The following is a 13845-nucleotide window of genomic DNA, read 5'->3' as shown; positions in this document are numbered from 1 at the left end:
CCGCCCGCGGCCGGGCGTGCGGCCGTTCGTCCTCAGCACGGCGTCGTCGTGGCCGGCGGGCGGGGCCGGGAGCGCGCGATCAGCAGGGCGACGTCGTCGCGGCATCCGGGCCGGCGCAGTTCGGCGAGGAGCCGGTCGCAGGTCTCCTCCACCGAGCGGTCCTCGCGGTGCAGGAGGTCGACCAGCACCGAGAGGCGTTCGTCGATGGGCTGGTCGCGTGTCTCGACGAGCCCGTCGGTGTAGAGGACGAGTGCGTCGCCGGGACCCAGGCGCACCACGGTGTTCTGGAACGGCACACCGCCCACCCCGAGCGGAGTGCCCGTCGGCAGGTCGAGCAGTTCGGGCCGTTCCCCGTCGCGCACGACGATCGGCGGGAGGTGGCCGGCGTTGGCGACCCGGCATTCGCCGCGCTCCGGGTCGAAGACCGCCAGCACGCAGGTGGCGATGGAGTGGTCGGCGTGCTCCCGCCCCTGGATGCTCTTGTCCAACTCGCCCAGGATCTGCGCCGGTTCGAGGTTGAGGACGGCGAGGGTCGAGGCGGCGGTGCGGAGCCGGCCCATGGTCGTGGCCGCGGGGACCCCGCTGCCCATGACGTCGCCGACGACAAGAACGGCCTTGCCGTCCTCCAGGGCGATGACGTCGTACCAGTCGCCGCCGACCTCGCTGCTGGCCTGCGCCGGACGGTAGCGGGCGGCGACTTCCAGACAGGGGTGGCAGGGGCGCAGCTGCGGAAGGAGGCTGCGCTGCAAGGTCTCCGCGGTGCTGCGCAGGCGCTGGTGCAGACGGGCGTTGTCGATGCACACGGCGGCGCGGGAGGCCAGTTCCCAGGCGACGGTCACGTCGTCCTCGTCGAAGGGCTGCGGATCGCGCGCACGCCCCAGCCCGAGCACTCCGAGGACGCGGCCGCGGGCGATGAGCGGCACCGCCATGGCCGTGTGCACGCCCGCCTCGGCCAGGTCGGCCGCCTCGTCCTCGTCGCGGCTGATGCGCAGCAGGTCCCCGTCGCCCACGTGCGTGATCAACTGCGGACGGCCGGTGCGCACGCAGAGCGCCGCCAGATGGGCGGGCGGGTACGTCACGACGGTCTCCGGTTCCGCGCGCAGACGCGCCACCCGCGTGGAGTGCGTGGTCTTGGAGGCCAGGGTCCGGAAGACCGGGGCGTCCTCCGCGGGCTCGGCGTCCTGCTCTTCGAGAACGGCGTCGAGCACGTCCACCGCGGCCATGTCGGCCGGTTCCGGCACGACCACGTCCGCCAGCTCCCGCGCGGTCTGCACCACCTCCAAGGTGGTGCCGAGCCGGGCCGAGCCGTCCGCGATCAGGGCGAGGCGGCGGCGGGCACGGTCGGCCTCCAATGTGGCGCTGTGCCGGTCGGTGACGTCGACCACGGAGCACGCGACACCCAGCACGAGTCCGTTCTGGTCCTCCAGCCGGTAGAACGAGACGGCCCAGGCGTGGTCGTGGTCAAGGTCCGCGGCGGTGCGGCCGACGACGTACCGGTCGACGACGGGGACGCCGGTGTCCAGGACCTCCCACAGCGTCCGCTCGGCCTGGCCGAACTCGGCCCTCGGCAGCACCTCCCGGAAGGCGCGGCCCATGTGGTCGTCCTCGGTGAGGCCGTGCATCCGGGCCAGCGCGGGGTTGACCGACAGGTACCGCAGGCCCGTGTCCATGACCGCCAGGCCGATCGGCGACTGCTCGACCAGCTGGTAGGCCAGGGCGAGGCCCCGCTCCATCGTCTGCAGCCGCGACCGGTCGGTGGCCAGCCCCAGCGCGTGGCAGCCGCCGGCGCTGTCCGACAGCCGTACGTTGCGGAACTCCACCAGCCGCGTGCTGCCGTCCTTGCAGCGGATCGGGAACGCCCCGGCCCAGCTGCGGCCGGTCTCCATCACTTCCGCGAACAGCCGGACCGCGGCGTCCTGGTCCCGGGGGTCCACGAGCAGCAGCGCGGCGTACTGCCCCACGGCCTCGTTCGCCGGGTAACCGAACAGCTCCTCGGCCTGGGGGCTCCACATGTCGATGCGGCCGTCGTCGTCCAGCAGGACCGCCGCGACGCCGAGGATGTCCATGAGCCCGCTGGGGCCCAGCGCCGCGGCCTCGCGATGGCCCACGTCGAGTGGCCGGCGATCCACTTCGCTCATCGTGGGCTCTCCTTTCGCCCCACCCGAGCGGCGGCCGCGGGCCGGAGTCCGGCCGTGCCGTGCGGCGGCCGCCCGTCACTGCGCGCCTGCTCGGAGGCGCGCGACCGCGTGCGTGCCGATGACGTTCTCCGGCTCGCCTACCCGCGGGCCGTCCGGCTGAGTCATTTACGCGGCGGAGGCGGTCCGCGGTGCCCCGAGAACCCCTTCGAGGTCTCCGTCCCCCGGCCTTCCGAACAGGACGGGGACAGGACGTTCGGCGTCCTGCTGCTCGCCCTCGGCGCGGCCGCGCTGCCGGCCGACACCATCGGTCGTCCCGGTGCCGGAGCGGCGGTCCAGATCGGCCTGCGGTTCCTGTCCGAAGCGTTCCGGCTGTCCGGCCTCGGCGGCGGTACGGGCGGTCAGGGGTGGCGGCCCGCGATGTCCCCGTCCGGGGCGTCGGCCAGCACGACGCGGGCGGTGATGCGCTTGCCCACGGGCTGCCGGTGGACCTCGAAGCTCTGGCAGACGGCCATGATGATCTCCAGGCCGTGCTGGCCGACCCGGTCGGCGTCGGCGGCGCGGGCCACCGGGAGCGTCGTGTCGCTGTCCCACACGGTCACCTCGACCGTGCCCTCGCTGATCTGCAGGGTCAGCAGGCACGGCCCCGGGGCGTACTTGCGGGCGTTGGTCACCAGCTCGCTGACCACGAGCTGGACCGTCACCATCACCCGGTCCGAGACCGGCAGTCCGTGCACCGCCTGCACATCGGTGAGGAAGTCGCGTGCGAGGTCGCGGGCCTCCGCGATCTGCTCACTGCCCTCGTAGGCGGCGGTCACCGCGATCGGTCGCGTGTCCGGAAACGTCCGGTCACCGCCGTGTACAGCCTCGTGCATCCCGTCCGCCTCCGTGCCGCTTCCACACCTGCTCCGATGCGTGTGCCCCCGAGGGGGCACGATCACACCTGGCGTTTTCCGGCGACGTTCCGGGGCGCGGGCAGGTCAGTGGCTGCGGGTCCGGGTACGGGGCCGGTCGGCGCTCCGGTCGCCGGCCCGCGCCGCGTCCGCCGCGGCGCGCCGGGCCACCGCCTGGCCGCGCCGGAACAGGGCCAGGCTCGCCAGCCCCAGGACGATCAGGGCGGCGCCGGTCACGATCTGGCTCAGGTACGCCAGCCCCGCCCCCGAGTCCTCGCCGAAGTAGCCGAACGCGAAGGGTGCCGCCACCAGGCACGCGCCGCAGAAGACGGTCAGGATGTCGCTGCCCGCGCCGCGGGTTCTCGACACACGCGAGAACCCGTTCAGGATGAGGACGGTGGCGAAGACCAGGTCCACCATGCGCGCGCCGTTGGCGATGGGCGTGTTGGGGTAGGCCAGCGGCCAGCCCGCCACGAAGAGCCATCCGCCGATCAGCAGGACGGGCACGGTGAGCAGCGAGTCGCGGATGTCGACGATCGAGGCGTCGTAATGCGGCTCCATCAGGGGCCGGACGGGGGGACGGTTCGCCACGGACATGGTGCTCCCTCCTGCGCGTCGCCCGGTGGGCGACCGGCGGGGGTGTGGATGTCCGTTCCATTTTCGTGCACCGCGACCGGAACGGCCTGTCGGCTGTCAGCGCGCGCCCGCGGCCTGCCCGTCCTGGCCGTTCCCGCCGTCCTTCCGGCCGTCCTTCTCACCGTCCGACGCGCCCGGTCCGACGAGGGTGTGGATGAGCGGGACGCGGACGAGGATCAGCGCGCCGCAGATCACCAGGAACGCGCCGAGCAGCATCGGCAGGACGTACCAGCCGCCCCGCAGCCGCTCCTCGAAGACGGTGACGCCCAGCGCGAGGCTCACCGTGGCGTCCCCGAGGGTGAGCGCGGGCTGCGAGGCGACGAGGGGCCCCGACTGCATGGCGTTCTCCAGGAGGAAGACGGCGGCGACCCCGACGAGGGCGAAGCCGTAGGTCTGCCACGCGGTGAAGAAGGCCCCGGGGCCCTCGTCGTTCCAGACCTGCGTGGCGTCCTTCAGCAGCCCCGCGGTCAGCGCGTAGCAGATGGCCGCGCTCGCTCCGAAGCACGTGGCACGCACCCGCCCCTCCGGGCGGCGGGCGGCGACCGCGACGAGGAGCAGGACGGCGGCGCAGCAGGCCGGCAGGGCCGCCGCCCACAGTTCGGGACGCGGCTGGTTCACCCCGCCGCTGGGCGACGCCGCCCACAGGCCGACGCCCAGCCCGACGACCATGCAGGCGACGGCGGCCCAGCCGCGCGGCGGCAGCCGCCGGCGCAGCACGATTCCCGCGAGGAACATCGCGAACGGCAGCTCCAGGACGAAGAGCGGCTGGACGAGGGTCAGCTCCCCGTTGAGCAGGGCCAGGGCCTGGAACGCGGCCGCGGCGATCACCGCGCCGAAGCCGACCAGCCACACGGGCTTGCGCAGCAGTTCCCCGATGAGGGCGAGCCGCAGCCCCGTCGTGAGCGGCACCGTGCGGGCGGCGTAGCGCTGCAGTACGGTGGCCAGCGCGTTGCTGAGAGCCGCGAGGAGCGCGAACAGCACGGCAAGGACGGTCTGCACCCGGGGATCTCCTTTGCCTCACCTCCCACACCGATCCCAAAGTAATCGCTGGCATCCGTCCGGCACGCGCGCGACGCGTCGGCCGGCGCGCGCGGATCCGGGCCCGCCCGGAGCGGATCACAGCACGCGCTGGCCCTTGCCGAGGGCGATGATGCCGTTGGCCGAGGCGTGGTACAGCTCGCGGTCGCGGTCGGGGTTGACGCCGATCGTGGCGCCCGCCGGCACGGTGATGTTCTTGTCGAGGATGGCCCGGCGGACCACCGCCCCGCGGCCGATGCGCACGTTGTCGTGGAGGACCGACCCCTGGACGACGGCTCCCTCCTCGACCACGACGCCGGGTGACAGCACGGACTGGGTGACCTGGCCGGAGATGATGCAGCCCGGGCTGACCATGGACTCGCTCGCGATGCCCCCGGCGACGAACTTCGCGGGCGGCAGCCGCAGGGAGTGGGTGTAGAGCGGCCACTGGTTGTTGTAGAGGTTGAAGACCGGGTTGATCGAGATCAGGTCCAGGTGGGAGTCGTAGTAGGCGTCCAGGGTGCCCACGTCCCGCCAGTAGCCGTGGTCGCGGGCGGTCTCGCCGGGGACGTGGTTGTCGTCGAAGTCGTAGACCTGCACCTGCCCCTTGTCGGTGAGCAGGGGGATGATGCTGCCGCCCATGTCGTGCACCGAGTCGTCGTCCTCGGCGTCCTGGTGGAGGGCGTCCAGCAGGACCTTGGTGGTGAAGATGTAGTTGCCCATGGAGGCGTAGACGTGGTCGGGGTCGCCCGGCAGGCCGGGCGGGTCGGCCGGCTTCTCCAGGAACTCCTCGACGCGGATGCCGCCGGCCGCCGGGGTGATGATGCCGAAGGACGACGCCTGGTCGCGCGGGACGCGTATCCCGGCGACCGTGGCGCCCGCGCCGTTCTCGATGTGCTGGCGCAGCATCTGACGGGGGTCCATCCGGTACACGTGGTCGGCGCCGAAGACGACGATGTAGTCCGGTTGCTCGTCGTACACGAGGTTCAAGGACTGGAAGATGGCGTCCGCGCTGCCGAGGAACCACCGCGGGCCCAGCCGCTGCTGCGCCGGGACCGGGGTGACGTAGTTGCCCAGCAGATTGGACATCCGCCAGGTGGTGGTGATGTGCCGGTCCAGGGAGTGCGACTTGTACTGCGTCAGCACGCAGATGCGCATGATGTCCCCGTTGACGAGGTTGGACAGGACGAAGTCCACCAGCCGGTAGGCGCCGCCGAAGGGCACGGCCGGTTTGGCGCGGTCGGCGGTCAGCGGCATGAGCCGCTTTCCCTCCCCGCCCGCGAGAACGATTCCGAGCACTGAAGGTCCGCCGCGCATCGCTTCCCCCTACCCCTGGTCCGTTGCTGTTCGCACGTTCCCTGCCCGCTCACCCGAGGGTCCGCTCGTACACGTCCACCGTGCGGCGGGCCACCGCGTCCCAGCCGAACTCGGCCACCGCGCGCTCCCGGCCCGCCGCACCCATCCGGGCCGCTGCGGCGGGGTCGCCGGCGACGGCGTTGACGGCGGCCGCCAGGCCCTCCTCGAAGCCGGCCGGGTCCTTCTCCTCGTACGGCACGAGCACCCCGGTCACGCCGTCCCGCACCACCTCCGGGATGCCGCCGACGGCCGAGGCGACGACCGCGGTCCCGCAGGCCATCGCCTCCAGATTGACGATGCCCAGCGGCTCGTACACCGACGGGCACACGAACACCGCGGCGTGGGTGAGCAGTTGCACCACTTCCGGGCGCGGCAGCATGCCCGGGATCCAGACCACCCCCCTGCGGGACTGGCCCAGTTGCTCCACCAGATCGCGGAACTCGGCGTCGACGGCCGGTGTGTCGGGGGCTCCGGCGGCCAGCACGAGCTGGATGTCCGGATCGAGGCGGCGGGCGGCGCGCAGCAGATGGGGGACGCCCTTCTGCCGGGTGATGCGCCCGACGAACAGGACGTACGGGCGGGTCGGGTCGATACCGTGGGCGTGCAGGACGGACTCGTCGGGGTCGGGCCGGTACAGCCGCGTGTCGATGCCGTTGTGCACCACGTGCACGCGGGACGGGTCCAGGGCCGGATAGGACTCCAGGATGTCCGCGCGCATGCCGTGCGAGACGGCGACGACCGCGTCGGCCGCCTCGATCGCGGTGCGCTCCGCCCAGCCGGACAGGGCGTACCCGCCGCCGAGTTGCTCGGCCTTCCAGGGACGCAGGGGTTCGAGCGAGTGGGCGGTCATCACATGCGGGATGCCGTGCAGCAACTTGCCGAGATGACCGCCGAGGTTGGCGTACCAGGTGTGCGAGTGCACCAGGTCGCGCCCGGCCAGGGCGGCGGCCATTGACAGGTCCACGGACAGGCTCCGCAGCGCCTCGTTGGCCCCGGCGAGGCCGGCGTCCGCGGCGTGCCGGAGCACCCCTGCCGGGTCGTCCGCCCCCGACCCGGCCCAGCAGTGCACCTGAAGGTCCGTCAGGGCCCGCAACTCGCGGGCGAGGAACTCGACATGGACGCCGGCGCCGCCGTACACGTCCGGTGGGTATTCGCGAGTGAGCAGGGCCACCTTCACGGGCGCCTCCAGATTGCGTCGCCGTGTCGGGACATCCCTGCCCCGCGGAACGTCGTTCGACCCGCATTGTGCGCCGCCGCCGTGGATCTGTGGAGAGGGCCGGGCGTTCTCCGACCCGCAACCGCGGCCTACTCGGAGGGCGTCCCGTCGTGGACGGTGACGAAGACGGCGCGGGCCTCGCCGCCGCCGGGCAACCGCCAGCGGGCGTCGACATGCCCGAGGCCGCCGCTGCCCGCCGCCCCGGGGTCCGCGACCGGGCGCAGCGCGCGGGCCACCCGCAGCACCAGCCGCCCGTCCGCGCCGCCGTCCAGGAGCACGTCCGTGGTGCCGTCGGGCCCGTCCGCCACCGTGCCGGGACCGGGAGCCGGGACGCTCGCGGGCCCTGACCAGGAGCGGCCCACGGTGGGATCGGGGGTGTCGCTCACGCTCTGCGCCTGCGCCTCGGCCTCGCCGCGCACGAAGGCCGCCAACTGGCCGACGAGCACCGGGTCATGGGTGCCGTCGTACACCCAGCGCGTGCCCAGCACGCCGTGCTCCGTGGTGCCGATCAGTGCGTGCTCGGCCCCCGCCAGCGGGGCCCCGCGGTAGCTGAGCGGCACGTGGTACGCCGCCCCGTCACCGTCCCCGCCGGCGTCGGTGACCACCATGAACTCCAGGCCGACCTCGCCCCGGGGGTCGTCCAGGCGGAAGCCCCCCGACCTGGTCAGTTCGGGCAGCCGGTCCGTGCCCGCGTACCACGGCTGTCCGGGGAGCCACTGGGTGAGCAGTTCCAGTTTGGTGGGCGACAGTGTGGTGCGGTGGATCAAGGACATTCCCGTGAAGCCTTCCCCTCGGCGAGCGCAGTCCGCGCAGTCCCTCATCGTGCCATCCGCCCCACGGGCCGGGGAGGGACCTGGAAGGGAAGGTGCCGGTTCAGCGGCCGGTGCCGGTCAGCGCCTTGTCGACCTCCGCGACGAAGGCGTCGAGATCGTCCGGCGTACGGGAGGTCACGAGGGTCCAGCCGCCGGTCCTGTCGCTCACCACGGGCTCGTCCACCCAGGACGCGGCGCCGGCGTTGCCGATGTCGGTCCGCAGCGACGCGTACGAGGTGAGGGTCTTGCCCCGCACGGCATCGGCCTCCACCAGCGCCCAGGGGCCGTGGCAGATCGCGGCGACGGGCCGGCCGGAGGAGACGAACGACCGGACGATGCCGATCGCTTCCTCGCTCTGGCGGAGCGCGTCTGCGTTGATGGTGCCGCCCGGGATGAGGAGCAGGTCGAAGTCGGCCGGGTCCACCTTGTCGAAGGTGGTGGTCGGCCGCACGGTCCTGCCCGGGTCCTTGTCACCGACGAGGGTCACGATGGGCTCGTCCAGGGCGGCGGCGATGGTCACCTCGGCGCCTTCGTCGCGTACGTGCTCGGTGGGGACGACGAGTTCGTCCTGCTCCACGCCGTAGTTGGTGGCGATCGCCAGGACACGGTGACCGCTGAGGGGATGATCGGCCATGGTGGTGCCTTTCCTGAGTGCCGCGGATGCGGCTGCCTGGACGAACGGCGTCTGCCCGACCCTCTGTGACGAAAACGTACGTAATGAAACCTTTATCTCGTAGATGCGGAATATTGGCATATGCCCAACCGGCTCGGGACCGGCGGTCGAAGGCCGCTCCCTGCCGGGCTCTCCGCACCGAAACCGATCACCGTACGTGATGCCCGCCGAGCCTCCCGTGATCGTTGGCCGTTACTTCACCCCGTACCGCCGTGCCCACGCCAATCCATGTCGATTCGGACGACTCAATTGCCCCAACAGGGGTATTTGATGGTCGAAAAGCCCGAAATGAGCGGAGATGGTTTCGATGGCCTACACGCGACCGAGCATCGAGGAGCACCCGGACCTTCTTGAGCTCCGCGCCGAGTACGAGCGGACGACAGCGACCAACCGGGGGCAGGCGATCGAGGCCATGGGCCTGGTCACAGGCACCTACCTGGCCGCGTCTCCATGGATCGTCGGCTTCAACGGCCTGTCGACGATAGCGGTCGCCAACCTGATCGCCGGCGTCGCGTACGCCCTGCTGATGGGCGGTATCGGGCGGGGGTTCGAGCGCACGCACTCCATGGCGTGGGCCGCGGCGATCATCGGTCTGTGGACGATCATCTCGCCGTGGTGCATCGCGGGAAGCGTCGCCACCACCCGCACGATCACCAACAACGTGGTCGTCGGCGTGATCATGCTCGTCCTCGCGCTGGCGGCGGCGACGATGCGTCCCGGCACGAAGCGCATGCGCCGCGAGGTGCCCGACCCCACGCCGGGCGGCGGCCGGCGCATCTGAGCGGCATCCCGCGGGAACCCTGCCGGGCGGTCACCTGGACCGCCGGACGGGGATCGGCGGAGGGCGGCACCGCATGCCGGTGGCGCCCTCCGCCGATCCCCGTCCCCGGGACTGGCCTGGCACGCGCGTCCTCCCGGCGGTCTACTGGGAGATGGCCTTGCCGATCGTCCGCCCCGCACCGACCGGGCGGGGGCGGCGACCCCATGCGCCACTCATGTGCCATATGTGCCATACGCACCCAGCAGGCGACGGGAACGAGGCGGCATGTCGGTGGAGGAGCCGGAACTGCGGCAACTGCTCGCGGGCCTGACGGCAGTGCGCGACGGCGACTTCGGCACCCGTCTGCCCGACGGCGGGGACGGTCTGCTGGCCGAGATCGCCACCGTGTTCAACGGCATGGTCGACCAGCTGTCGCTCTTCACCTCCGAGGTGACGCGGGTGGCCCGCGAGGTCGGCACCGAGGGCGTGCTCGGCGGCCAGGCGGACGTGCCCGCCGTCTCCGGGACGTGGGCGGACCTGACGGACTCCGTCAACGCGATGGCGGGCAATCTGACCGCCCAGGTCAGGAACATCGCGCAGGTCACCACCGCCGTCGCCAGGGGCGACCTCTCCCAGAAGATCGACGTCGACGCGCGGGGGGAGATCCTGGAGCTGAAGGAGACCGTCAACACGATGGTCGACCAGCTCTCCTCGTTCGCCGACGAGGTGACGCGGGTGGCCCGCGAGGTCGGGACCGAGGGCAATCTCGGCGGGCAGGCCGACGTCCAGGGCGTCTCGGGCACGTGGCGGGACCTGACGGACTCCGTGAACTTCATGGCGGGGAACCTGACTGGTCAGGTCAGGAACATCGCGCAGGTCGCCACGGCGGTCGCCGGGGGCGACCTGTCCCAGAAGATCAGGGTGGACGCGCGGGGAGAGATCCTGGAGCTGAAGGAGACCGTCAACACGATGGTCGACCAGCTCTCCGCCTTCGCCGACGAGGTGACGCGGGTGGCCCGCGAGGTCGGCACCGAGGGCAACCTCGGCGGCCAGGCCACCGTGCGCGGCGTGTCCGGGACGTGGAAGGACCTCACCGACAACGTCAACGTGATGGCCTCCAACCTCACCGGGCAGGTCCGCTCCATCGCCCAGGTCGCCACCGCGGTGGCCCGCGGCGACCTCTCGCAGAAGATCACGGTCGAGGCGAAGGGCGAGGTGGCCGCCCTGGCCGGGGTCATCAACACCATGGTCGACACTCTCTCGGCGTTCGCCGACGAGGTGACCCGGGTGGCCCGCGAGGTCGGGACCGAGGGGCGGCTCGGCGGCCAGGCCCGCGTTCCCGCGGTGGCCGGCACCTGGAAGGACCTGACCGACAACGTCAACTCCATGGCCAACAACCTGACCGGTCAGGTCAGGAACATCGCGCAGGTCACCACCGCGGTCGCCAGGGGCGACCTCTCACGGAAGATCGACGTCGACGCCCGGGGCGAGATCCTGGAGCTGAAGACCACCATCAACACGATGGTCGACCAGCTCTCCGCCTTCGCCGCCGAGGTCACCCGGGTCGCCCGTGAGGTCGGCAGCGAGGGGCGGCTCGGCGGCCAGGCCGAGGTGGAGGGCGTGTCCGGCACCTGGAAGCGCCTGACGGAGAACGTCAACGAGCTCGCGGGCAATCTGACCCGGCAGGTCCGGGCGATCGCCGAGGTCGCCAGCGCGGTCGCCGAGGGCGACCTCACCCGCTCGATCACCGTGGACGCCTCCGGTGAGGTCGCCGAGCTCAAGGACAACATCAATGCCATGGTGGGTTCCCTGCGCGAGAGCACCCGCGCCAACCGCGAGCAGGACTGGCTCAAGACGAACCTGGCGCGCATCTCCGGCCTGCTCCAGGGCCACCGCGAGCTGGACGTGGTGGCGGAGCTCGTCATGGACGAGCTGACCCCCCTTGTCGACGCCCAGTACGGAGCCTTCTACCTGGCCGAGGAGAGCGGCGACAGCACCGTCCTGAGGATGGTCGGCTCCTACGGCCGGCCCTCCGGGACCCGGGCGGGGGAGCGTTTCGCGCTCGGCGAGTCCCTGGTCGGCCAGGTCGCGCGCAGTCGCCGGACGATCGCCGTCGACGAGGTGCCCGCGGGCTACGTCATCTCCTCCGGGCTGGGGTCGGCGGCCCCCGCCGGCCTCATCGTGCTGCCGGTCGTGGTCGAGGACCAGGTGCTGGGCGTCATCGAACTGGCCTCCTTCGCGGCCTTCACCGCCGTGCACCGCGACTTCCTGGAGCAGCTGAGGGAGACCATCGGCGTCAACGTCAGCACCATCCTGGCCAACGCCCGCACCGACGAACTGCTGCAGGAGTCCCAGCGCCTGGCCGGGGAGCTGCGGGCCCGCTCCGAGGAACTCCAGGTGCAGCAGGACGAGTTGCAGCGGTCCAACGCCGAACTGGAGGAGAAGGCCACGCTCCTGGCCGCGCAGAACCGCGACATCGAGATCAAGAACCTGGAGATCGAGCAGGCCCGCCAGGAACTGGAGGCCCGGGCCCGCGAACTGGACCTCGCCTCGACCTACAAGTCGGAGTTCCTGGCCAACATGAGCCATGAACTGCGCACACCGCTCAACAGCCTGCTCGTGCTCGCCCAGTTGCTGGCGCAGAACGCGACCCGGAACCTCACGCCCAAGCAGGTCGAGTACGCCGGCATCATCCACTCGGCCGGTTCTGACCTGCTGGAGCTGATCAACGACATCCTCGACCTGTCCAAGATCGAGGCCGGGAAGATGGACGTCAACGTCGAACCGATCCCGCTGCGGCGGATCGTGGAGTACATCGAGGCGACGTTCCGGCCGATGACCACGGAGAAGGGACTCGCGTTCGACGTGGCCGCCGGGCCCGGCGTCCCGGACGCGCTCCGCACCGACGAGGCCCGGCTCCGGCAGGTGCTGCGCAACCTGCTGTCCAACGCGGTGAAGTTCACCGAGGAGGGACAGGTGGGGCTGAGCGTCGAAGCGGTCGCGGCCGGTGAACTGCCCCCCGACGTCGAGGCGGAGGACGGCGCGATCGCGTTCCGGGTCACCGACACCGGGATCGGCATCGCCGAGCGGCAACTGGAGACGATCTTCGGTGCCTTCCAGCAGGCCGACGGCACGACCAGCCGCAAGTACGGCGGCACCGGCCTCGGTCTGTCCATCAGCCGGGAGATCGCCCACCTGCTGGGCGGCGCGGTCACGGCCCGGAGCACTCTCGGCAGCGGCAGCACCTTCACCCTCTACCTGCCGTTCGCCCGCGTGCCGCGCGCCGCACAGGAACCGGCGCCGGAGCCGGCCCTCGGCCGCGCCGCCGCGATGGAGCCCTGCGGCGGCGACGGCGCGACCACCGACGCGACCACGGCATCTGACGCGGCGGGCGGCACGGCCCCGGAGGCGGCGCCACGACGCGAACGCCGCCTGCTGGTGGTCGAACCGCGGCCCCGCGGGCTGCTGTCCCTGGTCGCCGAGAGCGCCCTCGCCGACCTGGTGACCGGTCCCGGCGCGCCGCCACCGGAGGAGACCGTCGACATCGTCACCGCCGTGGGCGCGCCCGAGGCGGCCGCGGTGCTTTCCGCCGAACCCGCCGAACCCGCCGAACCCGGCGTACCCGCAGGGCGCGTCGAGTGCGTGGTGCTCGACCTCGGACTGCCGCAGGGCGAGGCCGCACGTATCGTCCGGGACATGCGGCAGGACCCCGCGCTGGCGTCCGTCCCCGTCCTGGCGTACCGCGGCGGCTCCGGCGACACCGAGCCGGACGCGGTCCTGCGGGCGCAGGCCGGTGCACAACGCGTGGAACTCCTCACCGGTCTCGACGAACTGCGCGCACGCATCGCCGCGCACCTGTCGCCCCGCCGGCCCGCGGACGCACCACCCGCGCCGCCCCGGCCGGCCCCGCGGCCCGCCGCCGACGACGAGCCCGCGGCGCCGTCCCTGGCCGGGCGCACCGTGCTGGTCGTGGACGACGACGCCCGCAACATGTTCGCCATCACCGGCATCCTGGAACTGCGGGGCATCCGCGTGCTGCGCGCGGACAACGGCCGCAGCGGCATCGAGACACTGATCGCCCACCCCGAGGTCGACCTCGTCCTGATGGACGTGATGATGCCGGAGATGGACGGCTACGCCGCGACCGCGGAGATCCGCGGGATGCCCGAGTACGCCGGACTGCCCATCATCGCGGTCACCGCCAAGGCGATGCCCGGCGACCGCGAGAAGAACCTGGCCGCCGGCGCGAGCGACTACGTCACCAAGCCCTTCGACGCCGACGACCTGCTCTCCCGCGTGCGCTACTGGCTGGCCCCATGAAACGACCCGCACCGACCGCCGGGGAAC

Annotated in this window: 10 protein-coding genes; 2 read left to right on the top strand and 8 right to left on the bottom strand. The window is 72.2% G+C overall.

The window, feature by feature from the left end; genetic code table 11:
* Positions 1–32: 32 nt before the first annotated feature.
* From ACIP64_RS05605 to ACIP64_RS05570, 8 genes are all read right to left on the bottom strand, one after another.
* Complete coding sequence (locus ACIP64_RS05605; protein ID WP_401582219.1) at positions 33–2138, bottom strand: SpoIIE family protein phosphatase; 2106 nt, start codon at positions 2136–2138, stop codon at positions 33–35.
* Between the two features lie 398 nt (positions 2139–2536).
* Positions 2537–3010 (bottom strand): ATP-binding protein, encoded by a 474-nt coding sequence (locus ACIP64_RS05600; protein ID WP_401582216.1) that lies wholly within the window; start codon positions 3008–3010, stop codon positions 2537–2539.
* A 105-nt stretch (positions 3011–3115) separates the two neighbouring features.
* Positions 3116–3625, bottom strand: a complete 510-nt coding sequence (locus ACIP64_RS05595; RefSeq protein WP_401582214.1) for a hypothetical protein — start codon at positions 3623–3625, stop codon at positions 3116–3118.
* Between the two features lie 96 nt (positions 3626–3721).
* The gene (locus ACIP64_RS05590; protein WP_401582212.1) at positions 3722–4663 is read right to left on the bottom strand and encodes a DMT family transporter; all 942 of its coding nucleotides are present in this window, start codon (positions 4661–4663) and stop codon (positions 3722–3724) included.
* Positions 4664–4780: 117 nt separating this feature from the next.
* A complete protein-coding gene (gene glgC, locus ACIP64_RS05585) occupies positions 4781–5998 on the bottom strand; it encodes a glucose-1-phosphate adenylyltransferase (RefSeq protein WP_401582210.1) in 1218 nt (405 codons plus the stop codon).
* Positions 5999–6047: 49 nt separating this feature from the next.
* Positions 6048–7214, bottom strand: a complete 1167-nt coding sequence (gene glgA, locus ACIP64_RS05580; RefSeq protein WP_401582207.1) for a glycogen synthase — start codon at positions 7212–7214, stop codon at positions 6048–6050.
* A 128-nt stretch (positions 7215–7342) separates the two neighbouring features.
* Positions 7343–8026, bottom strand: a complete 684-nt coding sequence (locus ACIP64_RS05575; protein WP_401582205.1) for a 1,4-alpha-glucan branching protein — start codon at positions 8024–8026, stop codon at positions 7343–7345.
* A 100-nt stretch (positions 8027–8126) separates the two neighbouring features.
* On the bottom strand, positions 8127–8699 hold the full coding sequence (locus ACIP64_RS05570) for a type 1 glutamine amidotransferase domain-containing protein (protein WP_401582203.1): 573 nt from the start codon (positions 8697–8699) through the stop codon (positions 8127–8129).
* Between the two features lie 346 nt (positions 8700–9045).
* Here ACIP64_RS05570 and ACIP64_RS05565 point away from each other — a divergent pair, with 346 nt between their 5' ends.
* Together ACIP64_RS05565 and ACIP64_RS05560 are read left to right on the top strand one after the other, a co-directional pair.
* Positions 9046–9519, top strand: coding sequence for an SPW repeat protein (locus tag ACIP64_RS05565; protein ID WP_360903859.1), 474 nt, complete (start codon positions 9046–9048; stop codon positions 9517–9519).
* A gap of 264 nt (positions 9520–9783) precedes the next feature.
* The gene (locus ACIP64_RS05560; protein ID WP_401582199.1) at positions 9784–13818 is read left to right on the top strand and encodes a HAMP domain-containing protein; all 4035 of its coding nucleotides are present in this window, start codon (positions 9784–9786) and stop codon (positions 13816–13818) included.
* Positions 13819–13845 lie beyond the last annotated feature (27 nt).

The organism is Streptomyces sp. NPDC088733, assembly GCF_044751185.1.
Classification (GTDB): Bacteria; Actinomycetota; Actinomycetes; order Streptomycetales; family Streptomycetaceae; genus Actinacidiphila.
Note: the sequence above shows the minus strand (reverse complement) of the source record. Positions and strands in the feature narration are given on the sequence as shown.

Excerpts from the sequence above, each read along its gene's own strand:
- ACIP64_RS05605 (WP_401582219.1), bottom strand. The coding sequence starts at position 2,138 with ATGAGCGAAGTGGATCGCCGGCCACTCGACGTGGGCCATCGCGAGGCC.
- ACIP64_RS05600 (WP_401582216.1), bottom strand. The coding sequence starts at position 3,010 with ATGCACGAGGCTGTACACGGCGGTGACCGGACGTTTCCGGACACGCGA.
- ACIP64_RS05595 (WP_401582214.1), bottom strand. The coding sequence starts at position 3,625 with ATGTCCGTGGCGAACCGTCCCCCCGTCCGGCCCCTGATGGAGCCGCAT.
- glgC (WP_401582210.1), bottom strand. The coding sequence starts at position 5,998 with ATGCGCGGCGGACCTTCAGTGCTCGGAATCGTTCTCGCGGGCGGGGAG.
- ACIP64_RS05575 (WP_401582205.1), bottom strand. The coding sequence starts at position 8,026 with ATGTCCTTGATCCACCGCACCACACTGTCGCCCACCAAACTGGAACTG.
- ACIP64_RS05570 (WP_401582203.1), bottom strand. The coding sequence starts at position 8,699 with ATGGCCGATCATCCCCTCAGCGGTCACCGTGTCCTGGCGATCGCCACC.
- ACIP64_RS05565 (WP_360903859.1), top strand. The coding sequence starts at position 9,046 with ATGGCCTACACGCGACCGAGCATCGAGGAGCACCCGGACCTTCTTGAG.
- ACIP64_RS05560 (WP_401582199.1), top strand. The coding sequence starts at position 9,784 with ATGTCGGTGGAGGAGCCGGAACTGCGGCAACTGCTCGCGGGCCTGACG.